Genomic DNA, 22,764 nt, shown 5'->3' on the forward strand with positions numbered 1-22,764 from the left:
ACAGGTCTACCTTCCGACCGAGAAGACCAAGCTCATCGGGAGTACGGCATGGGCCTCATTCACATCGAGATGTTCGCAACCCTCGACCTCGTCGGCCAGGCGCCCGGCGGCCCCGACGAGGACCCGGTGGGATTCCCGTTCGGCGGCTGGCAGGCGCCCCTGCTGGACGAGGTCGCCGGGGCGCAGATCGGTGCCGCGTACGAGGGCACGGACGCCCTCCTGCTCGGCCGGCAGACGTATGACATCTTCGCCGCGTACTGGCCGTACCAGGAGGGCGGCCAGGACAACGAGATCGCCACGCTCTTCAACAGCGTCCCGAAGTACGTGGCCTCCCGCGGCAAGCCCGACCTCTCGTGGGCCGGGTCCACGCAGCTCGACCCGGACGATCTGGCCGGCGCGGTACGTGAGATCCGTGACCGGCACGAACACGTGAAGGTCGTCGGGAGCCTGAACCTGGTGCAGACCCTCCTGCGCGAGAAGCTCTTCGACCGTCTCGACCTCTGGGTGCACCCGATCGTGCTCGGCGTCGGGAAGAAGGTGTTCGACGGCGGCGAGGTGCCCACGAACGTCACACTCCTCGAACCGCCGGCAGCCGGTCCGAAGGGCACCGTGTACCTGCGCTACGGGCTCGCCGACGGCACGCCCGGGACGGGGGACATGAGCGCACCCGATCGCGGTGCCGCGCGGGACGACTGAAAACACCCCGCGCCAGGTGGCTCCGTGCCGTCGGCGGTGAATCCGCCAGGTCGGCAGCGCTCACGGCGTCGGCTCACGGGCCGCGGGCGGCGGACGCCGACGAGGGTGGGGTTGGTTAGCCCCACCTTCGCGCCTGAGGCCATCCCGGCGCCCGACAAGTGGGTCGGCCACCGTGACGAGCCCGGCTCCGCGGCGGCACCATTTCTGCATGATCATGAACCGGACGCCATGCACTGCTGTCCGCAGCTGTTGCCGCCATCACCTTCCCTGCCGTCGCCACCGGAGCCACAGTCGCCACGGCTTCCCAGGAATCCACCCGGTCCCGGGCCTCCCGCGCCGCCGCGACCGATTGCAGGCCGATCTGGACGCGCTCTGCGAGCACGCGGGCGTCACCGGCGCCAGCGCGTACATACGGGCCCCGGCCGGCATCCGCACCGCGGTCAGCGCGGTCGCCGACACAAAGACCGAGGCGCCGATGCCGCACCGGCCCACGCTGCGCACGGCCAGCAACACCAAGACGTAATTCGCCACCGTCGTTCTCCAGCTCGTGGGCGAGGGGTGACTCTCCCTGGACGACACCATCGAGCGGTGCGACGGCCAGGACGGCGAAGAACTTGGCCGCGCCTTGCGCGCAAGGCGCCAGAGTCCGCCGGGTCCGGCGCGCGTTTCGGCTTGCTGCGCAGGTGCGCGCCCAGAAGGGCGCCTGACGGGAATGCCCGGAATGCCCCCTGTTCAGGCGCCCTTTTGCTGTGTCTAGAAGAAGCCCAGCTTCTTCGGTGAGTACGACACCAGCAGATTCTTCGTCTGCTGGTAGTGCTCCAGCATCATCTTGTGATTCTCACGGCCGATCCCGGACTGCTTGTATCCACCGAACGCCGCGTGTGCCGGGTAGGCGTGGTAGCAGTTCGTCCAGACGCGGCCCGCCTGGATCGCGCGGCCGGCCCGGTACGCGGTGTTGATGTCGCGGGTCCACACGCCGGCGCCGAGACCGTACAGCGTGTCGTTGGCGATCTTGATGGCGTCGTCGAAGTCGTCGAAGGACGTCACCGAGACCACGGGTCCGAAGATCTCCTCCTGGAAGACCCGCATACGGTTGTCGCCCTCGAAGATCGTCGGTTGGACGTAGTAGCCGCCCTTCAACTCACCGTCGTAATCGACGCGTTCGCCGCCGGTGAGGATCCGGGCCCCCTCCTGCCTGCCGATGTCGAGGTAGGAGAGGATCTTCTCCAGCTGGTCGTTGGAGGCCTGAGCACCGATCATCGTGTCGGTGTCGAGGGGATGGCCCGTCGTGATCTGCTCGGTGCGGGCGACGGCCGCCTTGAGGAACTCGGCGTAGTGACCGCGCTGGACGAGCGCCCGGGACGGACAGGTGCACACCTCGCCCTGGTTGAGCGCGAACATCGTGAAGCCCTCGAGCGCCTTGTCACGGAAGTCGTCGTTCTTCGCCCACACGTCGTCGAAGAAGATGTTGGGCGACTTGCCGCCGAGCTCCAGCGTGACGGGCTTGATGTTCTCCGAGGCGTACTGCATGATCAGCCGCCCTGTCGTCGTCTCGCCCGTGAACGCCACCTTCGCCACTCGCGAGCTCGACGCGAGCGGCTTGCCCGCTTCCGCGCCGAAACCGTTGACGATGTTCACCACGCCCGGCGGCAGCAGGTCCGCGATCAGGCTCATCCAGTAGTGGATGGACGCCGGCGTCTGCTCGGCGGGCTTGATGACGACCGCGTTGCCCGCGGCGAGGGCGGGCGCGAGCTTCCAAGTCGCCATCAGGATCGGGAAGTTCCACGGGATGATCTGCGCGACCACGCCCAGCGGCTCATGGAAGTGGTACGCCACCGTGTCGTCGTCGAGCTCGCCGAGCGAGCCCTCCTGGGCACGGATCGCACCCGCGAAGTAGCGGAAGTGGTCGATGGCCAGCGGGATGTCGGCGGCGAGCGTCTCGCGGACCGGTTTGCCGTTCTCCCAGCTCTCGGCGACCGCCAGCGGCTCCAGATGCGCCTCCATACGGTCGGCGATCTTGAGCAGGATGTCCGACCGCTCGGTCACCGAGGTGCGGCCCCAGGCGGGGGCGGCCGCGTGCGCCGCGTCGAGCGCCCGCTCCACGTCCTCAGCGGTGCCTCGCGCGATCTCCGTGAACGGTTGCCCGTTCACCGGAGACGGATTCTCGAAGTACTGCCCGCGAGCCGGCGGCACCCACTCGCCGCCGATGAAGTGGTCGTAGCGCGCCTGGTAGGAGACGATCGCGCCCTGTGTGCCGGGCGCCGCGTAACGGGTCATGGTGCTCTGCCTCCCGGAGCTGCGCTGCCCGCCGTTGGGCAGCTCTCGGCGCGAGGCTAGGGACGCGGAGGTTGCGAGTACGTTGCGGGGGCGGCCTCGCTCCGCACGTGGGAGGTCCGGCTATCGGCAGCCCCACGTGCCCAGTCGGCCGGCGCCGACAGCTCCGACTCCAGCGCGGCCAGCCGCGAGCGGACCGTGGCCATCGGACGTACGGCGGCCAGCGCGCGCCATACGTCGATGTCCTCCTCGCCCCACGGCGCGTGCGCCCAGTCGGCCAGCAGATCGGGGTCGCTGCGGGCGATCAGCGCCGTCCGGAGGCCGTCGGCCAGACGCCGCCTGAGCCGCGCCACCGCCGGTGCCTGTGAGGCGGGCAGCAGCGGGCCGGCGTACGCCGTCACCGCCGCCGTGACCGCACCGGCCTCCAGGCGCCGCTCGACAACGGCGACGTCGGACTCGACCTGCGAGGTCAGCCGGTACGGCCGCGAGGCCAGCAGCCCGGGACCGAGGAGTCTGCGCAGCCGGGCCAGTTCGGCGCGCAGGGTCACCGGTGTCACCGACTCGTCCTCGTACAGCGCGCACAGCAGTTCGTCGCCGGTCAGCCCCTCCGGGTGGCGGGCCAGCAGCACCAGGATCTCGCTGTGCCGGCGACTGAGCCTGATCGTGCGGCCACCCGCGACTAGCACTGCCTCATCCCGGCCCAGCGCGGTCAGTTCGGGCGTGCCGGCGGCCGGCTGCCCTGGAGTGAGCAGTGCCAGTTGGGACTCGGCGGCCCGAGCGACCGCCTGGACGAAGCCCAGGCTGTGCGGATGCGCGAGCCCGTCACCCCCGGTGATGTCCACGGCGCCCAGCACCCGCCCGGTCCGCGGATCGTGCACCGGAGCCGCCGCACAGGTCCACGGCTGCACCTGCCGGATGAAGTGCTCGGCGGCAAAGACCTGCACCGGACGGTCGACGGCGACAGCCGTGCCCGGCGCATTCGTCCCGACCGCGGTCTCCGCCCAGCGTGCGCCGGGCACGAAGTTCATCCGGTCCGCCCGCCTGCGGGTGGTCGGATGGCCCTCGACCCACAGCAGACTGCCGCGCGCGTCGCACACCGCGAGCAGATGCTCACCGTCGGCCGCGAACGTGCCCATCAGCTCCCGGAACAGCGGCATCACCCGTGCCAGCGGATGCTCGGCACGATAGACACCGAGGTCACCGTCCGCGAGCTCCACTCTCGCGGTGCCGTCGGGACCGACCCCGGCCCGCGCGGAACGCCGCCACGAGTCGGCCACCACCGAACGCACCGGCCGCGGCACCGTGCCCGCCTCGGTGAACATCTCATGCGCACGACGCAGCATCCGCACGCGCTCGGCAGGGTCGGCCCCCGGCTCCAGGGCCACCCATGGATCCGTCAACTCGGCCTCCCCGGACGGCGATGCGGCTGAGGACATCGTCACTCCGGGTGCGCGCGTGGACAACCACTTCGACCGGGGCCACCGGAATCAGGCATGTGCTGCGGGGTCAGACATGGTTCACCAGTCTCAGGTAGCGAGCCCAGTCCCAGTTGGGGCCGGGATCCGTGTGATCCGTGCCCGGCACCTCGTGATGCCCGATGATGTGCGCGCGGTCCTTCGATATGCCGTGTCTTGTGCAGATCGCCGCGGTGAGCGCGGCCGACTCCTCGTACATCGCGTCGGTGAAGCAGCCGGGCCGGTCCACCCAGCCCTCGTGCTCGATACCGATGCTGCGCGTGTTGTACTCCCAGTTCCCCGCGTGCCAGGCGACATCGGACTCCCGGACGGACTGCGCCACATGACCGTCGGCCGAGCGGACGACGTAGTGCGCGGACACCTGCTTCCTCGGGTTCTGGAAGATGGACAGGGTGGCGGCGTAGACCGTCTCCGTGACATGGATGATCACTCGATCCACGGGTCGGTCCGCAGGGCGTGGTGCGGCGGTGTAGTTGGCGGTCGTGGCCGGCTGCCACTCGGCCGACGGGTGGTCGACGGCCTGGATCCGCGCTCCGGCCCGCGCGTCGGGGAGCAGCGCGTACGGTACGGCGGCCAGGGCGGCGCCTTTCAGGAGCCGACGCCTCGTGGGGAGCGGTCTTGCCCGTTCCATAGGGGGCGGTGCCTTTCGGTGGTCAGGGCGGACGATCACACGGGCCGTCTCGCCGTACGCGACATGGAAGGTCGGTCTTGCTCAGCGCCGTAGGGTTGCCGCCGTCTCCCGCAGTTGGGCATGCACGCCGCGATGCGTTTCCCGGGCGGGCAGCCACTGTTTGCGGAGCTTGGCCACGCACGTGTAGTTGGTGTCGCACACGTTGGCCAGCGGCGACTCGACGGACTGGGTGGCGAACTGGTAGGCGTCCAGCTCACTGAACCCGTAGTCGCGCACCAGCCACTGCACCAGGTCGAGCTGGGATATCCGGAACGCGTCCTCCAGCGGTCGTGCCGAGCCCGTCGAGATGATGTGGGTGTCCGACTCGATGCGCGGCCACGGAGTGGCGAGGCCCTTGAGCAGTTCGACGATCACGATCGTGTTCATCGCGCACTCGACGGCGACGCCACAGGTCTCGCCCTCGCCCTGCCGGGCGTGACCGTCACCGAGGCTGAGCAGAGCCCCCTCGACGTTCACCCCGAGATAGCAGGTGACGCCGGCCCGCATCTCGGGCGTGTCCATGTTCCCGCCGTGCGCGTCCGGCACGAGGGCCGAGCGCACTTCGAGATTGGCGGGAGCCACGCCCACGGTGCCGTGCATCGGGTCGAGGGGCAGCTCGGCCTCGATGTCGCTGTCGTGCGCCCGGAACAGTGCCGTGCGGCGGGTCCGGTCGAGCTGCCAGATCCAGACCGTCTCCGGAAGCGGCGGCTGCAAAGTGGCCGTGGTGTGCGTCGAGGTGAGCGCGCCGAACAGCGGGACCGTCGTCGACGCGGCCCAGTCCCGGGCCGGTTCGATCGACACGAAGTGCACGGCGACGGTGTCACCCGGTTCCGCGCCCTCGATGTGGAAGGGGCCGGTCTGCGGGTTGAGGAACGGGAACTCGCACACCTCCGACACCAGGTCCTTCTCGGAGCGCACCCGTCCGTCGAAGCAGTCCTCCGTGTAGAGGTCGAGGACGGTGCCTGGCGCGATACGGGCCACGGGCGGCGCGCCGCCGAACGTCCAGGCGTACTCGCCCGGTTCGGGGCGCACGGTCAGAATCCGGGGGTCGCTCATCGCTGCACAGCTCCGTTCTGCGGAAGGTCGGTGGGGGAGGGTTCGTCGAGGTGGACACGCGCGGTCTCGGCTATTCGCTCGGGATGGCGCCGCAGCAGCACGACCAGTACGACGGCTCCCGCCGCCATCCAGACCCCGACGACCGGACCCGCGTACGACACCGGTGCGGTCAGCTCGGAGACGAAGTCGAAGACGGGCAGCCCGGCCGCGGTCAGCAGTGCGGGGACGAACGCGACGATGCCTAGGAGCGGCAGGAGCAGATGCCGTACCGGCTTCAGCGACTCGCGCCTGCGGCGCAGGAAGTAGCCGGCGCAGGCGAGATTCACCACGATGTAGACGCCGATCACCACGGTCACGATCACCGTAGCCAATAGGAGGAACGCCGTCACGGGGTCATAGCCGAACCCCAGGCCCAGCACCGCGCCGACCGCCACGACCGTCTGTACGGCGATACCGGCGACGGGGGAGCGGTACTTGGGGTGCAGTGCGGCGAGGAAACGGGGCAGGACACGGATGCGGGCCAGGGCATAGGCCGTCCGGGTCGAGACGTTCGCGCAGGCGTTGGCGTTGGCGATCGCCGAGTTGATCACGGCCAGGAACACCAGCACCCAGAACAACCCGAACGACGCCCGGGCCACGCCTTCCCAGGACGCCGCGCCGGAGGCCCCGAACTCCCCGAAGCGGTCCGGCCCGAAGTACACCGTCATGGCGTAGGTGGTGACCACGTAGAACACGCCGATCGCCAATGCCGCGCCGAGCACCGCGCGGTGCATCGTCGTGCGCGGGTTGCGCGTCTCCTCGGCCAGCGGTGCCGCGGCCTCGAATCCGGCGAAGGCCAGCACCGTGTAGACCGAACCGGCGAACACCCCAGTGATGCCCTCATAGCCGTCGGCCGTGTGCGACGTACCGAACACGGACCAGGTGTTGTCACCGCCCGCCTTGCCGATCAGCCAGACGGCGAAGACCAGGAAGACGAGTACTTCGAAGACGCCCAGGACCGTGCCGAAGCGGGCCGAGGCGCGCACCCCGAACCAGCCCGCGGCCGCGATGATCGCCGCACCCAGGAGCGACCACGGCCACCACAGATCCGCTGGATAGGACGACCACTCCTGGTGCAGCGTGCCCGCCGTCGTGAAGCCCAGTTGCAGCAGGAGCAGCGGCGGGACCAGGGCCTCGACGAACACATAGCCCCAGCCGACGAGGAAGCCGACGGTCGGGTGCAGACCCTGCGCCGCGTAGGTGGACACCGAGCCCGCGGCCGGTAACTCCCGGGCCAGCTCGGCCACGCTGGACGCGGTGAACAGACAGGCGACCAACGCGATCAGCACGGACAAGGGCAGACTTCCGCCCGCGAAGCCCGCGCCCGACGGAATGGACGCGGCGACCGCCGCGGCCGGCGCCATCGCTGTGACGCTCTGGAAGAGGACCTCGCGCAAGCCGATCGCGTCGCGCCGCAGCCCAACCCCTGCCTTCCCGGATGGTGCCGTCTCCCCCGACATGTGAATTCCCTCTCGCTCACCTCGCCGCGCCCACCGCCGCCATGACACGACAGCTGCGCCTCGCGTGGATCACGGTACGGCGCATGCGGGTTGGGCAGAAGTGCGCGCCGCGTATCCGTGGACGGGTGCGGGATTGTGGAAAACTCGCTCACTCGAACGGGTGAAGTCCTTTGGTGATCAGGCCCGTTCGGCCACAGTCGCCGGGTCGTCGAGCACCGTCCGGACGACCGAGTGGGCGGCACCGAGCAACGGCCCGTGCGGGCCCAGCCGCGACACGGCCACCGGACAGGCCGGCCCCGCCGTCCGCCGCGCCAACTCGGCCTCCAGCGACGGCAGCAGCCACGGCGCGAGCCCGGCCAGCGCACCGCCCAGCACCACGCCCTCGGGGTCCAGCAGATTGACGGCCCCGGTCAGCGCGATACCGAGCGCCTCTCCCGCGTCGTACAGAGCACGTCGTACGTCCGTGTCGCCGTCCGCCGCGCGCCCCGCGAGGAGCCCGACGCGGTCCTCGCCCGGTTCCAGACCGGCGGCACGCAGCACCGCCTCCTCACCGGCGTACTGCTCCAGGCACCCGCGGCCCCCGCAGGGACACGCCGGTCCGTCCGGACGGACCGGCACATGCCCCAGTTCGCCCGCGAAACCCCGCGTACCTCGCAGCAGTTGCCCGTCCACCACGACCGCCGCGCCGATGCCGATCTCGGCGGACACATGCAGGAAGTCCCGCGGAGTGCCGTCGCCGAGCCGGAGTTCGGCGAGCGCGCCGAAGTTCGCTTCGTTGTCCACGGTCAGCGGGAGGTCCGCGGGCAGCAGGGCGCCGAGGTCCGTGTCGTGCCAGTCGAGGTTCGGGGCGCGTACGACCGTTCGCGCGTCGCGCGCCACCAGGCCCGGCACGGCCACGGCGAGCCCGGCCGGCCACAAGCCCTCGCGCCCTGTCTCCGCGACCATCCGGCGCACCAGCTCGGTGAGTTCCTCGATCACCGGTTCGGGCGAGCGCCCACGGTTCGTGCCGTACCGAACGGCCCGCGCCCGGACCTCTCCGCGCAGATCGACGGCGCACACCGCTAGGTGATCGACCCCGATCTCCGCACCGATCCCGGCCGGGCCGCGTCCGCTGACGGCGAGCGCCGAGCCGGGCCGTCCCACCCGGCCCGGACGCTCGGGGCCCAGCTCATCGAGCAGCCCCGAGCGGATCAGCTCGTCGACGAGGGTCGACACCGCGGCACGGGTCAGCCCGATGCGTGAGGCGACCGCGGCACGGGAGAGGGGCCCCTCGGCGCTGACGGTGTGCATCACCCGGGCAAGGTTGCGGCGGCGCATGCCCTGTTGTGTGTTGGGCAGCGCGCGCCCGGTACCTGCCGGGTGGGCCTCGTGCAGCGGTGCGGTCATGCCTCGGTCGTCCTCAATGGTTTCCCCCGCTCCGTTCCAGCAGCACCTGCCGGGTGGGCGTCGTGCAGCGGTGCGGTCACGCCCCCGTCGTCCTCAGTGGTTCTCAGCGCTCCGCTCCAGCAGCGGGGCCGCGTCGGAGAGTACCCCGGAGATCCTGGCCAGGGTCGTCTCGTCCCGCTCCACCGCGTCCAGCACCGGGCCCTCGGCGGTGCGCCAGCGCCGGGCCACCGCGGCCGGATCCTCGCCGGTCAGCAGCCCGGCCGCCTGCGCGGCGGCGCCGAGCGCGACCAGCTCCTTGGCCTCGGGCACCTGGACGGGACGCCCCGACAGCCGCCGTACGGTCTGCTGCCAGGCCGTGCCCCGGGCGCCGCCGCCGATCAGCAGCAGCGGGGCCGAACGGTCCGCGTCCTCGTCGAGGACCAGGTCCAGTGCGCCCAGCAGCGCGTGGACGGCGCCGTCATAGGCGGCCTGGAGGAGCTGGCCCGCGGTGGTGTCGTGGCGCAGGCCGTGCAGCAGCCCCGAGGCGTGGGGGAGTGCGGGGGTGCGTTCGCCGTCCAGGTAGGGCAGCAGCGTGATGTCGGCGGTGGGTTCCACGGCCTCGCGGTCGAGGCCCAGCAGGGACGCGATGCGGTCGACGGCGAGCGTGCAGTTCAGGGTGCAGGCCAGGGGCAGCCAGTCGCCGTGGGCGTCGGCGAATCCCGCCACGGTTCCGGTGGGGTCGGCGGGGCGCCGCTTCGACACCGCGTACACCGTGCCCGACGTGCCCAGGCTGAGCACCGGGGTGCCGGGGCGCAGCCCGAGGCCCAGCGCGGCGGCGGCGTTGTCACCGGTGCCCGGAGCGACCAGCGTGCCCTTGGAGAAGGGCAGGTCGTGGCTGTCGCGCACGGTGCCTGCGACTTCGCCGGGCCGCACCACTCGGGGCAGCAGCGCGGGGTCGAGCCCGACGTGCGCCAGGATCTCCGCGTCGTACGCCTCGGATCCGGACGCCCACCAGCCCGTTCCCGACGCGTCACCCCGATCGGTCGTGCCCTGCCCGGTGAGGCGCTCGGTGAGGTAGTCGTGGGGGAGGCGTACGGCCTTGGTGGCGCGGACCGCGTCCGGCTCGTGCTCGGCCAGCCAGGCCCACTTCGTGACAGTGAAGGACGGGGCGGGCACCAGCCCGGTGCGCTCGGCCCAGAACTTCGCGCCCCCCAGCTCCTCGGTCAGTCGACGCGCCTGCGGCGCCGAGCGCACGTCGTTCCACAACAGGGCCGGACGCACCGGGTCGCCCTGGGCGTCCAACGTGACGAGGCCGTGCTGCTGCCCGCCGATCGACACCGCCGCGGCCTCGCGCGCCGCGTCACCGCACTGGCTCAGGGCCTCGCACAGGGCGCCCCACCACTGGCGCGGATCACTCTCCCGGCCCGCCCCGGAGGACACGGTGTGCGGCGCCTGGCCGCTCGCGACGACCTCACCGGTGGACGCGTCGACGACCAGCGCCTTGGTGGACTGGGTGGACGTGTCCACGCCGACGACGAGCGGACCCTCGGCTGCTGACATCAGGCTCTCCCTTTTCTGCGGCTCATGCCCGGCTCATGTCTGGCTCATGTCTGACGAAAGACACCTGTGTCTCTTCCCAGAGATGCCTCCGCATACTAATTTGTAAAGCGCCATGACGAAATAGTCGTGTGCGACAGTCGCAAGCGAGCAAGGGAGCCGCGGCATGAACTACCAGCCCACCCCCGAGGACAGGTTCACCTTCGGCCTGTGGACCGTCGGCTGGCAGGGAAGGGACCCGTTCGGCGACGCCACGCGGCGCGCCCTCGACCCGGTCGAGTCGGTGCAGCGCCTGGCCGAGCTCGGGGCCCACGGAGTGACCTTCCACGACGACGACCTGATCCCCTTCGGATCCTCGGAGACCGAGCGCGAGTCCCACATCAAGCGCTTCCGTCAGGCGCTCGACACGACCGGCATGACCGTGCCGATGGCCACGACGAACCTCTTCACGCACCCGGTCTTCAAGGACGGAGCCTTCACGGCGAACGACCGTGACGTGCGCCGCTACGCCCTGCGCAAGACGATCCGCAACGTCGACCTGGCGGTCGAGCTCGGCGCCAAGACCTACGTCGCCTGGGGCGGCCGCGAGGGTGCCGAGTCCGGCGCCGCCAAGGACGTCCGTGTCGCCCTCGACCGCATGAAGGAGGCCTTCGACCTTCTCGGCGAGTACGTCACCTCCCAGGGCTACGACCTGAAGTTCGCGATCGAGCCCAAGCCGAACGAGCCGCGCGGCGACATCCTGCTGCCCACCGTCGGCCACGCCCTGGCATTCATCGAGCGCCTGGAGCGGCCCGAGCTGTACGGCGTCAACCCCGAGGTCGGGCACGAGCAGATGGCCGGGCTGAACTTCCCGCACGGCATCGCGCAGGCCCTGTGGGCGGGCAAGCTCTTCCACATCGACCTCAACGGCCAGTCCGGCATCAAGTACGACCAGGACCTGCGCTTCGGCGCCGGCGACCTGCGTGCCGCGTTCTGGCTGGTCGACCTCCTGGAGACCGCCGGGTACGCCGGGCCCCGCCACTTCGACTTCAAGCCGCCGCGGACCGAGGACCTCGACGGTGTGTGGGCGTCGGCCGCGGGCTGCATGCGCAACTACCTCATCCTCAAGGAGCGTGCCGCCGCCTTCCGCGCCGACCCGGAGGTCCAGGAGGCGCTGCGCGCCTCGCGTCTGGACGAGTTGGCGCAGCCCACGGCGGCGGACGGTCTGAAGGCGCTGCTCGCGGACCGCTCGGCGTTCGAGGAGTTCGACGTGGAGGCGACCGCCGCGCGCGGTATGGCCTTCGAGCGGCTCGACCAGCTGGCCATGGACCATCTGCTGGGCGCGCGCGGCTGAGTACGCGCGCGTGCCGGTGAGAGCCGGCTGCTGGACGATCTCCGCGCGGGAATGCTCCGGAATCATGCGGTCCACGCCATGAGCCCGTATCAACTGCCGTGCGGGGGTCGCGCCCTGCCCCGTCCGAGGCGACGCTTGAGGGTATGGCCATGCCGCCCGTACCGCCTCAGCCGCCCGGGCCACCGGGTGGGACGCCGCCTCCGGGCGGCGGTTTCGGACCGCCCTCGTACGGTGACTGGCCGCCGCCGGAGCAGCCACCGGACGGTGGCTCCGGACGGCGCCGCAATCCGCTCTTCATCCTGATCGCCGCCCTCGTGGGCATCGCGGTCGTCGTAGCCGTGGTGCTGGTCGCTTCGGGAAGCGACGACTCGCCGGACGAGAAGGCGCCTGCCGAGAGCAGCACCAGCAGTTCGCCGGGCCCCTCCCTGGGCATCCCGACCGAGCTGCCCAGCAGAGTGCCCAGCGAGGTGCCGTCGCTGCCTTCGGATTTCCCGAGCGAGCTGCCGAGCGACCTCGAGTCGTTGTTGCCGTCGCTGGGGGTCGATCTGCCGTAGGGCGGCGTGTTCGTGCGGCACGCGTGCGTGCCGCACTCTCACTGACCGGGCCCGGGATCAGATGCCGCGCGGCAGCCGCACGTAGGTCACCGTCGTTTCGATGCCGCTGTCCACGAGCAGGCCGTTCGCGTCGAACGCGCCGCTGCCGTCCGTCATGCCGAAGTCGTTGTCGTTGATCAGGGCGAGAGTGTCGCGATCCACGCGCGCGACGCCCTCGATCTTCCCGGGCACGCCGTCGACCGTGCCCAGGTCGACGACCAGGCGCTTGGCCAGGACCGGCACACCGGAGGCCGCCGGGTCGTCGAGCTGCTCCAGTGACGGAGAGATCGTGTCGTCGTCCCAGGGGCCACCGAGGATGTTCGCCGCGCGTCCCAGGTGCACGATCTGGAGTCGCGCGGCCTTGTCCGTGCGCTCCTCGACCAGCAGCCGGTCCCGGCCCACGGCAACCACCGACGAGATCTTGAGCTCGGAGGTGTCGTCCTCACTCGGGTCGACCACGTTCACCGGGTCGAAGCGGTACGCGTACTCGGCGGTGACCGCCTTCTTCTTCGGCGAGAAGCGCAGCAGACGGGTGGTGAGCGAGGCGTCTCCCGCATCACCGTCGGGGAGTGACAGGGGACTCTGCCCGGCGATCACGAGGTCACCGCCCGGCAGTTGGGCCAGTCCCTCGAAGCCCCGGTTGATCTTGCGGTGCAGCAGGACGGAAGGCAGTGCCTCCACGACCGGGTAGTCCGCACCCGTGAGGTTCAGCCCCTCGGGCACATAGCGCGCCAGCACCTTCCCGCGTGCGGAGACATGCACGAGAGAGGGCCCGTACTCGTCGACGAGCCAGAAACTCCCGTCCCCGGCCCGCACGATGCCCTCGGTGTCCAGCCCGTTCGCGTTGTACGACTGGGGCGTCTGTGCGTCAAAGGAGTACGGCGCCTCGTCACGCCCCTCCTGATTCGACAGGCCCGTGACCGGCTTCCCGGACGACGTGGTGATCGGGATCGCGTCCAGCACCTTCACGGTGTCGCCGGACACCCGGATCTTCACGATCGCCGGATCGAAGCCCGGTACCGGGAAGGTACGGCGCTTGGTGCCGTCCACCTTGATCTGGCCGTTGGGCCCGCGGTCGGTGACCGTCCAGAACTCGCCCTTACGGCCGGTCGGATAGATGTCACTGCCGATGCCGCCGAGGTCCACACCCCGGTCGTCGGCCACGGTCCCCGCCAGCAGCGCGTTGCTGAACGTGCCGAGCGGGATGTCGCCGAGCGTGGCCGTACGGGTGACGTACGGAGCCGCGGTCGTCGATCCCGCTGCCGGACCGGCCGCCACCAGCGCGGCGGCCACCACCGCCAGCGGAACGCCCGCTGCGAGCGAACGGTGGACGCGGCGCCGGCCGGTGGCATACGGGGACATCAGGGCCTCCTGAGGAGCAAGTTCGATGACAGCGGCCAGATTTCGGCCTCGCATCGAACGCCGTGCGACCGTCAGGTGAACGAGGGGCGGCGGGCGCTCGTCGAGAGGAACACCACGATGTCCGTCTCGCTGCCCGGCAGCGGTTCGGGCTCCTGCCAGCCGATGTGCCGGTAGAAGGCCAGCGTGTCATGTGCCTGATTCCAGGTCAGCAACCATGCCCGGCCGCCGGGTGCAGTGGCGGTGAGGGCGGACAGCAGCCGGCGGCCCAGACCGGCGCCACGCGCGCGTGCCCGCACTCCCAGTTCGTCGATCTCCAAGGCGCCCACGAGCAGTTGGTTCACTCGGTCCGCGCCGAGCCGGCGGGTCACCTTTCCGTAGGCGCGGTCGGTGCGGAACGGGGCCTGAGTGATCCATCCCGAGACGAAGCCGTCCACCTCACCGGCGTCGGACAGCGCCAGTACGGCGCGGAATCCGGGACGACGGGCGTCCGTCTCCAGTCGCTCCCGGAACTCCACCCGGGTCGCCTCGGGCTCCCGGTGCTCCCACGGAGGCGCGGTGAAGACCTCCGTGTACGCCGCGCTGAGGTCGTCGGCGACGGTGAGGACGTCCCGGCCGAAGTGCTTCACGGCGCACCAACTCACTTTCCTAGACGGCCTCTTCAGGCGAGTGGATCTCCGCGGACGCCAGTGCCGTCGCCGGATCCTGGGCCGCCCTCCCCGCGGGCACCCAGCGGCCCCGGTCCTTCCGGTACGGCCACCAGCGGCCGTCCCGGCCCAGGCGCAACTGAGCGGGCGCGTCGACGACCGTCCACCGGTTGCTCCGCGCGCGCAGCGGCGGCCGTTCGTCCTCTTCCCAGGCCGACTCCAGGGCGGCACGCGCGCGTGCGAGTGCTTCTCCTGCGACAGACCACTCCTCCTCCAGCGCGGACAGCGCGGCCGTACCTCCCAGCCGCCAGGCGCGGATGGCCAGGTCCAGTGAGTCCCGGCTGCGACCCGAACCCTCTGCGAGCCGCTCCAGGACGCCCTGTTCAGGGGTGCCCGCGGCGAGGCGTACGGCGTCCTGAGCAGTGGTCAATTCAGTCTCGGGCGCGTCCGATTCCGACCTCGGCCGCAGCGCCTCGGCGAGCAGGCGGTGCGCCTGGGCGGCGGTTCGCGCGGCCAGGTACTCCAGAGCGGCCGGATCGATGCCGGGCGCGGGCGGGGCCTCGGTGTCCAGCGACGGAGGAACTCCGGGCTCGTCGGGAAGTTCGGGCGGCGCCGGCAGCGGCGGCAGGATGTCCCCGGCCGCGTAGGCCTCCGCGGCGTCCACTCCCTGCGGCGCGGAGGGCTCTTCGGCGGGTGTGGCACTGCGGGCCTGAAGGGCGTCCACCACGGCGCGTTCGCCCCGTCCCCGCATCAGCAGCAGCACGAAGGGATCCTCGTCCAGCAGCCGTGCCACCTGATAGCAGAGCGCGGCCGTGTGTCCGCAGTGGTCCCAGGCGTCGCAGTCGCACTCCGGCTCCAGATCGCCCAGGCCCGGCAGCAGTTCGATCCCCGCGGCCGCCGCGTCCTCGACGAGGTGCGGAGGCATCTCGTGGTCCAGCAGCGCCGCGACATGACCGGCACGCTCGACGGCCATGACCGCGAAACGGTCCCACTGATCGGCGGTCAACTCCTCCAGCAGGACGTCCGCGCGGTGCATCGTGCGATCGTGGTCCTGGACGACGGCCGTAATACGTCCCGGACGCACGGACACCGCGCCCACGGCACCCGCGCGCGCGAGCCTGCGGCCCGTCTTCACCTGCTCCGAGTCCAGCGCCGCGTCCTCCAGTGCCTTCAACCAGGCCAGGCCCCACCAGGTCTGCGCGAAGCCCCTCCCGTGCGCGGGAGGCAGCGCCGCGAACGTGCGCTCTGCGTCATGGTCGGGCCGGTTCATCGCGTGCCCCCTCGCAGCTCCACCAGATCGGCCAGTTCGGCGTCGGTCAGCTCGGTCAGTGCGGCCTCGCCGGAGCCGAGCACCGCGTCGGCCAGTTCCCGCTTGCGGTTCAGCATCTCGGCGATGCGGTCCTCGATGGTTCCCTCGGCGATCAGCTTGTGCACCTGCACCGGCCTGTTCTGCCCGATCCGGTAGGCGCGGTCGGTGGCCTGCGCCTCCACCGCCGGGTTCCACCAGCGGTCGTAGTGCACGACGTGCTCGGCGCGGGTGAGGTTCAGCCCCGTACCCGCAGCCTTCAACGACAGCAGGAAGACAGGCACTTCACCATCCTGGAAACGCCGCACCATCGTTTCCCGTGCCGCGACGGGTGTACCGCCGTGCAGGAACTGCGAGGGCATTCCACGGGACGTGAGGTGCCGTTCGATGAGCCGCGCCATCTGCACGTACTGGGTGAAGACCAGGACGCTTGCTCCCTCGGAGAGGATCGTGTCGAGCAGTTCGTCCAGGAGCTCCAGCTTCCCCGAGCGCCCGGCGATCCTGGGCCGCTCCTCCTTGAGGAACTGCGCCGGATGGTTGCAGATCTGCTTCAGGCCAGTCAGCAACTTCATGATCAGCCCGCGCCGCTCCATGCTGTCGGCACCGGAGATCTCCGCCAGCGTCTCGCGTACCACGGCCTCGTACAGACCCGTCTGCTCCGTCGTGAGCGACACGGCCCGATCCGTCTCGGTCTTGGGCGGCAGCTCGGGCGCGATCCCAGGATCCGACTTTCGCCGGCGCAGCAGGAACGGCCGTACGAGCCGGGCGAGCCGCTCCGCGGCGGCCGGGTCCTGACCACCCTCGACGGCTTGCGCGTAGCGGGTGCGGAAGGCGCCGAGCCGGCCCAGTAGACCCGGGGTCGTCCAGTCGAGGATCGCCCACAGCTCCGACAGGTTGTTCTCCACCGGGGTACCGGTGAGCGCCACGCGCGCGCGTGCGCCGATCGAGCGCAGCTCCCGGGCGGTCGTCGAGTACGGGTTCTTCACGTGCTGGGCCTCGTCCGCCACGACCATGCCCCACGGCACCTCGGCGAGCCGGCCCGCGTCCAGGCGCATCGTGCCGTACGTGGTGAGCACGAACTCCCCGGCGGCCGGCGCCCCCAGATCGCGCCGCGGGCCGTGGAAGCGGCGCACGGGAGTGCCGGGCGCGAACCTCTCGATCTCGCGTTGCCAGTTGCCCATCAGGGACGTCGGACACACCACCAGTGTGGGCCCGGCCGCCGACTCGTCGGTCTGCCGGTGCAGATGCAGGGCGATCAACGTGATCGTCTTGCCGAGCCCCATGTCGTCGGCCAGACAACAGCCCAGACCCAGGGACGTGATGCGAGCAAGCCAGTTCAGGCCACGCCGTTGGTAGTCGCGGAGGGTGGCCGCGAGCGCGGCCGGCTGCTCGACGGGCTCCTGCGCCTCTGGGTCCGCGAGCCGCTCCCGCAGGGCTGCCAGCCACCCGGTGGGGTGTACGTCGACCGGGCGGCCGTCGATCTCGGTGGAGCCCGTCAGGGCGGCGCTCAGGGCGTCGACGGGTGTGACCTTGCGGTCCTGCTCCGCGCGGGCGCGACGCACTTCCCGAGGGTCGATCAGGACCCATTGGTCACGCAGCCGCACGACCGGGCGGTTCGCCTCGGCGAGGTGATCCAGTTCCTCTCGGGAGAGCCGCTGGTCGCCCAGCGCGAACCGCCAGTTGAACGCCAACAGGGCGTCCGCCGACAGGAACGAGGGTGTGTTCGAGGGGACTGTGCCCGGCACCGAGTCGTCGTCCGGCGGGCCGACCACCGCGTGGGCGGTCAGCTTGCGGGCGAGCTCCCTGGGCCAGTGCACGTCGACTCCGGCACCGGCGAGTGCGCGGGTACCTTCGCCGAGCAGGTCGGTGACGTCCTCGTCGGCGAGTTCGACCGCGTCCGGCACGGCCGCCGAGAGCAAGGGTGTGAGCGGGGGCCAGGCTCGGGCGGCGCGGCGGAGAGCCAGGAGGGCGTCCATCGGGGCGCGCGTTCCGAAGGCGCCGGATCCCGCCCACACCTGAGCGGCGTCCGCGACGAGGGCGGGATCGCTGACGCTGTGCACCTGAGGCACGGCCAGGAAGGACAGTGCCTGGTCGTCCTGCGTCACGGCGGCCAGACCGGACACCTCGATGCGCAGCGAGAGCCGTACGCCCGCATCGTGCCCCGCGGCGACATCGGTGGCCCACGCGCGCTGATCCGGCAGACGCTGCGGCTCATGGGCGGCGTAGGCGGGTCCGCCGGTCACCAATGAGGCGGCGGGGGAGCGAGGCAGCGCGTCGGCGACCGCGTCGAGGAAGGCGCGCAGCAGTCGTTCCGGGTCGGGCAGCTGCAATGGCCCGTCGCCCTCCACCGGCACGGCGTGCGACTCGGGCGGCATGGCGGCGGCGAGCTCGCGCAGGCGCTCGACGTCGGCCGTGCGCAGGGGGCCGACCCGCCAGGCGTCGTGGTCACGCTCGGACAGGCCGGGCAACAGAAGCCCGCGGGCAGCGAGCTGTAGTGCCTGCACTGTGGCCGCGCCCCAGAACACGGGCGCCCTGTGTGCGTGCGCGGAGGCACGCGCGCGTGTCAGCACCGGCAGGGCGGCCCGCATCGGCAGCAGCATGGCGGGCACGGTGACCGGCTCGACACCGTTCTGGCCGGGCAGAGCGACAGTCAGGTCCTCGACGGAACCCGAGGCGACGACAGCGGGGGCTTCACCATCGGGCCGCCAGAAGGCGACGCGGCCGGTGCGGGCTGGATCGCCGGGTACGAAGACGGCACAGCAACGGGCCAGTTCAGCGATCTCGGCCGGCGTTGCGACGGGCGGCATCTGCACAGCGATGACTTATTCCTCAAATTTGACTACCGTGGTCGGGGTCGCCGAGGGTACAGCACTGCGGCGGCGTGCCCGGCAGGACCGGGCAGTGAACCGGGTCACTCTATGCTCCGGCTGGGTATCCACCCACTGTGGAGACGGACAATCAGGGGTGTCTCGGGGTCGCACCTCAGGGGCGTCTCAGGGTCGTGGTCCGGAACTGCGGGAAGCGCGGACCCGTTTTCAGGACAGAGAGCGGCAGTGGCCGCGAAGGAGGCGACAGCATGTCGAAGAACGCGAAGATCGCCATAGGAGGTGTAGCGGTCGGGCTCTTCCTGTGGATCTGGCTGCCCTTGTGGGCAGTGCTGCTGATCGTGGTGGGAGTCCCGGCCGGCGCCTACCTGGCGCTGGACCCCTCGCAGCGGCGCAGGCTGCGCCGCGTCACCCGCAAGGAGCTCGGCCGCTGAGGCATTACGGCATCGGCGCATCTCGGTCGGCCAGTGCGCAGGAGTCGACCACATCGCCGCCCGCGGGCCTGCCGACGGTACGGTCCGCGGGTGGCTTGGTGCCCCGCTCCACCCAGGTCACCAGCGTGTCGAACGCCGACCGGTAGCAGGGCAGGATCGGCCGCAAACGGTCGGGGAAGGTGTCGTACAGCCCGTCGACATGTGTGCCGCCCCGGATCGTGTAGTAGCGATGCAGCGCGTCCCGTCCGCTCGCGTCGATCATGCGCGCGTACACGTCCGAGTCGGAGGTCTTGGGCAGCAGCGCGTCCAGATCGCCGTGGAGTGTGATCAGCGGCCTGCCGATGTGCCCGGTCAGCGCCACCCTGGCCACGGCGCGCCGGACGGACGCGGGACGTGACGCGTAGTCGTAGGCCGCGTCGCCGGGACACGGGGCGAGAATCTGCTCCGGAGTGTTCCCGGCGGACGGGCCCGGGCAGGCGGGGTCGTAGGTGGGGTCGAACTCGGCGCGGTAGATCTTCTGTGTGACTCCCCAATAGGCATTCTCGTGGTACGGCCACAGAAACTCCGAGCCGTGTGCGAAGCCCACCGCGTACAGGTCCTCGTCCCGCGCCGAGCCGAGCATCCGCGCCACTGCGGTGGGCAGCGAGGTGAGCAGACTGGGTCCGTCCGTGGTCCACAGCGCGCCCTCCCAGTCCACGCCTCCGTCGTACAGCTCCGGGTGGTTCTCCAACTGCCAGCGGGTGAGATAGCCGCCGTTGGAGATGCCGGTGACATAGGTGCGCCGCGGGGCGTGCCCATAGCGTTGGGCAATCGTCCGCTTCGCCGCCCGTGTGAGCTGCGTGGTCCGGGCGTTCCACTCGGCGACCGCGTCACCGGGGCGGGTGCCGTCCCGGTAGAAGTCGGAGCCGCTGTTGCCCTTGTCGGTCGCCGCATAGGCGTAGCCCTGCGCGAGGACCTGGTCGGAGATCGCCTTGTCCGTCGCGTACTGCCTGCGCGTGCCGGGCGCGCCGGTGACGACCAGGCCGCCGTTCCAGCGGTGCGGCAACCGGATCACGAACTGGGCGTCGTGCCGCCAGCCGTGCGTGGCGTTGAAGTGCGAGGAGTCCGGAAAGTAGCCGTCGATCTGCAGACCGGGCACACCGGACGGCGTTCGTGTGCCGGCCGCGGTCAGACCCGCCTGGTCGGCCAGGTCCGTGTACGGAGTGCCGGCGAGTCCGGCGGTCGTCAGATCCGGGAGGCAGGCACTCCGCTGGAAGGCCGAACCCGGCACCCGTACCTGCTCCTGGCGTGCACAGTGACCGTCCCGGACGGCCGTGCCCGCGGCGGGAATCGGCCAGGTGACAGCCGCAGCCACCACCGCGGCGGCGAGGAGGGGAGCACCTCGGGACAGACGCATGACAGCCTCCAGGCGGACGCGAGACAGCGGGGTGTCCAGAGCATGGTGCGGTCCCGCCTGTAGACCATCCATGGGTTGGGACCACATGGAACGGCGGCAGCGCATGGAGGTTCATAACAGGCGTGCAGAGGGGAGGACTCGGCTCGGATACCGTGCCCGGCCGCCACGCGATGCTGAGCCCCGGGCAGCGGCCTGCTCAGCTGGGGCGTACGGCCATCTTGTCCAGTGCCTCAAGCAGCCCTGGCAGCTCAGGTCCCCGGCCCACCGGCATGACCTCGCCGGGCTCCTCGTCGAGCAGCACGAAGGCGATGTCGTCGGTCCTGGCCACGAGAGACCAGCCGGGGCCGTCGGCGCGCAGTATCCGTGCGTCGCCCGGCGCGAAGGACGACCGTACCCGGCCGAGCGGCGGCGGGGTGTCGACGTACGCGCGGGCCTCCGCGAGGACGCGCCGGATGCTGCTGTTGCCGGGTTTGGCGTCTTCCTCGGACTTCTCGTTCTTCTCGTCCTGCTCGGCCTCGTCCGTGTCCGCGGCCGTGGCGGACGAGCCGTTCGGCTTCGTGAAGTCCGCATCGTTGATCTGCTCGCGCCACATCGCCCATTGGCGTGCGATCTCATCCGCGCCAAGGCGGCGCTGGGCCGGCCCCCAGATGCTGGTGTCCGGCGGCATCAGCGGGGGGCCGTCCGCGATGTCGGGGCCGGGATCGTGCGGCGCGGGCACACCGGGAGCCGCGACGGCGACATCGAGCGGCCAGCCGGGCAGGGCGGCCACGACCGTCCGCTCGTCGGGCGACAGGTCGTACTCCATACCGCAGTCCCAGGACGCGATGGCGACGGCGACCAGCGACACGTCGTCGATGGCGACCGTCCAGCGGGCGCCGTCGCCGTCCTGGCCGAGTACCAGGCCGTACCCGTCGGCCAGCGGCGCAAGACCGAGCGACGCGCAGGCCGCCGGATAGTCGTCGCCCAGCACGCTCGGGAACTTCGCCGGCGTCAGCAGCACCGCCGTGAGCACAAAGAGTGCGTCGTCCTCGGCGGCGACGGCGTCCTCGTCCGTCCCGGCCATCCCAGCCTCCCCATCGGTTCGTACAACGGCGCACCCTAGTGCGACCGGAAGGCCGTTGTCACGACTCACAGGCGCAGCCGGAGCTGCAGTTTTCCGTCCCGACGGGGCGAATCGACCGTAGGTGCTCCCGGGCGTCAGGCCGCCGGCAGTCCAAGGAGCTCCCGGGCCACGGTCCGTGGCGACTCGTCGCGCTCCCGAGCGAGCGCGATGACGGCCCGGCAGGCGAGCTCGCTCACCCCGAACGACAGTGCCTCCGGCGACACCCAGCCCGAGGTCTCCTCGATCTGCTCCTGGTCGTCCTCGGCGCACGCCGAGACATACGCGGCGGCGGCCTCGAACAGATTGTGCGTACGCCTGTCCCGACCGGTTTCCCGCTCCGCGCGCAAGGCGTTGAGAACCCTCGCACCGGACTTGCGGACCCTCCCGAACATGCTGACCACCTTCCCCCTGCGTGGTTGCCACGGCTGATCCTTCATCTCCTGCTCCTCAACGTAGAGTTGGAGTTCCCGCGGCATAAGGGGGACGGCGCAGTGAAGCGTTTCGAGTGACTCGAACGGATGCGGCGGATGGACCGTACAGCTGCGCCGCAGGCTCGCCGAGGTTTCCTAGACCTGCCTTGCGTCGAGTGAGTCGATCGTCTCCCGCAGCCAGGCGAGTTCGGCGCGGGACGTGGCACGCGCGATGGTCAGCACGCCGCGCCGGAACGGGTCGTCCAGTTCCTCGGGGCGCAGCGGCCGGTCACCTTCGTAGAAGAAACTCGCGGGTTCCTCCAAGAACGCCAGTCTGCGCCGCAGTACGGCTGCCTGGGCCGCCGGGGCGTCCAGGTGGCGGAGGAACGCCAGCACCGCGAACCAGCGGTTCTCGTCGGTGATGTCGCGCTGGACGGGCTCGGCGAGCCTGCGGCGCAGTTCCCGTCTTCCCTCCTCGGTGAGCGTCAGAACGTGCCGAGGAGCGGCCACGGAGCCGGGCTCGGTGGCGCGTTCGAGCAGCCCCGCCTGCTCCAGGCGCTTGATCGCCGGGTACAGCGTGCTCTCGGCGACGGGTCTCACATGGCCTGTCAGCGCGGTAATGCGTTTACGCAGCTCATAGCCGTGAAGTGGGGCGTCGTACAGGAATCCGAGGATGGCGAGCTCCAGCATGAGCGCATTGTCTCGCACGTTCGCGGTACATCCAAGGAAGGGTACATCGCTACCTTGATACATCGGTTTCGATGTAT

Annotated in this window: 20 protein-coding genes; 5 read left to right on the plus strand and 15 right to left on the minus strand. The window is 70.8% G+C overall.

The features are described 5' to 3' along the window. The first annotated feature begins 48 nt into the window (after positions 1-48). Both KCH87_RS12695 and KCH87_RS12700 read left to right on the plus strand, forming a co-directional pair. Complete coding sequence (locus KCH87_RS12695) at positions 49-696, plus strand: dihydrofolate reductase family protein (RefSeq protein ID WP_210586117.1); 648 nt, start codon at positions 49-51, stop codon at positions 694-696. A 349-nt stretch (positions 697-1,045) separates the two neighbouring features. Further along, the gene (locus tag KCH87_RS12700; protein ID WP_210586118.1) at positions 1,046-1,219 is read left to right on the plus strand and encodes a hypothetical protein; all 174 of its coding nucleotides are present in this window, start codon (positions 1,046-1,048) and stop codon (positions 1,217-1,219) included. Positions 1,220-1,449: 230 nt separating this feature from the next. Here KCH87_RS12700 and KCH87_RS12705 read toward each other — a convergent pair whose 3' ends face one another. The 7 genes from KCH87_RS12705 to xylB form a co-directional block, all read right to left on the minus strand. Further along, positions 1,450-2,973, minus strand: coding sequence for an aldehyde dehydrogenase family protein (locus KCH87_RS12705; protein WP_210586119.1), 1,524 nt, complete (start codon positions 2,971-2,973; stop codon positions 1,450-1,452). A 56-nt stretch (positions 2,974-3,029) separates the two neighbouring features. Continuing rightward, positions 3,030-4,370 carry a helix-turn-helix domain-containing protein gene (locus KCH87_RS12710; RefSeq protein WP_210586313.1) on the minus strand — a complete coding sequence of 447 codons (1,341 nt, stop codon included), beginning with the start codon at positions 4,368-4,370 and terminating at the stop codon, positions 3,030-3,032. Positions 4,371-4,476: 106 nt separating this feature from the next. Continuing rightward, positions 4,477-5,076: an N-acetylmuramoyl-L-alanine amidase gene (locus KCH87_RS12715; RefSeq protein ID WP_210586120.1), complete on the minus strand. Its 600-nt coding sequence runs from the start codon at positions 5,074-5,076 to the stop codon at positions 4,477-4,479. Between the two features lie 81 nt (positions 5,077-5,157). Then, complete coding sequence (locus KCH87_RS12720) at positions 5,158-6,171, minus strand: acetamidase/formamidase family protein (protein WP_210586121.1); 1,014 nt, start codon at positions 6,169-6,171, stop codon at positions 5,158-5,160. Further along, positions 6,168-7,670 (minus strand): APC family permease, encoded by a 1,503-nt coding sequence (locus tag KCH87_RS12725; protein WP_210586122.1) that lies wholly within the window; start codon positions 7,668-7,670, stop codon positions 6,168-6,170. Before KCH87_RS12725 ends, KCH87_RS12720 begins: the two co-directional genes overlap by 4 nt. A gap of 177 nt (positions 7,671-7,847) precedes the next feature. Then, on the minus strand, positions 7,848-9,056 hold the full coding sequence (locus KCH87_RS12730; RefSeq protein WP_210586123.1) for an ROK family transcriptional regulator: 1,209 nt from the start codon (positions 9,054-9,056) through the stop codon (positions 7,848-7,850). A gap of 93 nt (positions 9,057-9,149) precedes the next feature. Further along, positions 9,150-10,595, minus strand: a complete 1,446-nt coding sequence (xylB, locus tag KCH87_RS12735; protein ID WP_210586124.1) for a xylulokinase — start codon at positions 10,593-10,595, stop codon at positions 9,150-9,152. A 163-nt stretch (positions 10,596-10,758) separates the two neighbouring features. Between xylB and xylA the strand changes: the two genes are divergently transcribed. Both xylA and KCH87_RS12745 read left to right on the plus strand, forming a co-directional pair. Beyond that, positions 10,759-11,925, plus strand: a complete 1,167-nt coding sequence (gene xylA, locus KCH87_RS12740) for a xylose isomerase (RefSeq protein ID WP_210586125.1) — start codon at positions 10,759-10,761, stop codon at positions 11,923-11,925. Positions 11,926-12,068: 143 nt separating this feature from the next. Beyond that, a complete protein-coding gene (locus tag KCH87_RS12745) occupies positions 12,069-12,479 on the plus strand; it encodes a hypothetical protein (RefSeq protein WP_210586126.1) in 411 nt (136 codons plus the stop codon). Between the two features lie 57 nt (positions 12,480-12,536). Here KCH87_RS12745 and KCH87_RS12750 read toward each other — a convergent pair whose 3' ends face one another. The 4 genes from KCH87_RS12750 to KCH87_RS12765 form a co-directional block, all read right to left on the minus strand. Further along, entirely contained in the window at positions 12,537-13,880 is a 1,344-nt protein-coding gene (locus tag KCH87_RS12750) for an esterase-like activity of phytase family protein (protein WP_210586127.1), read from the minus strand. A 71-nt stretch (positions 13,881-13,951) separates the two neighbouring features. Beyond that, on the minus strand, positions 13,952-14,506 hold the full coding sequence (locus KCH87_RS12755) for a GNAT family N-acetyltransferase (protein ID WP_210586128.1): 555 nt from the start codon (positions 14,504-14,506) through the stop codon (positions 13,952-13,954). 19 nt (positions 14,507-14,525) lie between these two features. Then, positions 14,526-15,794 (minus strand): SWF or SNF family helicase, encoded by a 1,269-nt coding sequence (locus KCH87_RS12760; protein ID WP_210586129.1) that lies wholly within the window; start codon positions 15,792-15,794, stop codon positions 14,526-14,528. Continuing rightward, a complete protein-coding gene (locus KCH87_RS12765; protein ID WP_210586130.1) occupies positions 15,791-18,637 on the minus strand; it encodes a DEAD/DEAH box helicase in 2,847 nt (948 codons plus the stop codon). The genes KCH87_RS12760 and KCH87_RS12765 overlap by 4 nt, the downstream gene beginning before the upstream one ends. A 269-nt stretch (positions 18,638-18,906) precedes the next feature. On the opposite strand from KCH87_RS12765, the gene KCH87_RS12770 reads away from it, so the two are divergent. Next, positions 18,907-19,089 carry a hypothetical protein gene (locus KCH87_RS12770; protein ID WP_210586131.1) on the plus strand — a complete coding sequence of 61 codons (183 nt, stop codon included), beginning with the start codon at positions 18,907-18,909 and terminating at the stop codon, positions 19,087-19,089. Positions 19,090-19,093: 4 nt separating this feature from the next. On the opposite strand, the gene KCH87_RS12775 is transcribed toward KCH87_RS12770, so the two are convergent. The 4 genes from KCH87_RS12775 to KCH87_RS12790 form a co-directional block, all read right to left on the minus strand. After that, positions 19,094-20,485 (minus strand): tannase/feruloyl esterase family alpha/beta hydrolase, encoded by a 1,392-nt coding sequence (locus KCH87_RS12775; protein WP_210586132.1) that lies wholly within the window; start codon positions 20,483-20,485, stop codon positions 19,094-19,096. 196 nt (positions 20,486-20,681) lie between these two features. After that, complete coding sequence (locus KCH87_RS12780; RefSeq protein ID WP_210586133.1) at positions 20,682-21,548, minus strand: hypothetical protein; 867 nt, start codon at positions 21,546-21,548, stop codon at positions 20,682-20,684. 134 nt (positions 21,549-21,682) lie between these two features. Continuing rightward, positions 21,683-21,979 (minus strand): hypothetical protein, encoded by a 297-nt coding sequence (locus KCH87_RS12785; protein WP_210586134.1) that lies wholly within the window; start codon positions 21,977-21,979, stop codon positions 21,683-21,685. A gap of 174 nt (positions 21,980-22,153) precedes the next feature. Continuing rightward, on the minus strand, positions 22,154-22,687 hold the full coding sequence (locus KCH87_RS12790; RefSeq protein ID WP_210586135.1) for a PadR family transcriptional regulator: 534 nt from the start codon (positions 22,685-22,687) through the stop codon (positions 22,154-22,156). Positions 22,688-22,764: the final 77 nt, after the last annotated feature.

The sequence above is a fragment of the Streptomyces sp. GESEQ-35 genome (assembly GCF_017948485.1).
In the GTDB taxonomy this organism is placed as follows: domain Bacteria; phylum Actinomycetota; class Actinomycetes; order Streptomycetales; family Streptomycetaceae; genus Streptomyces.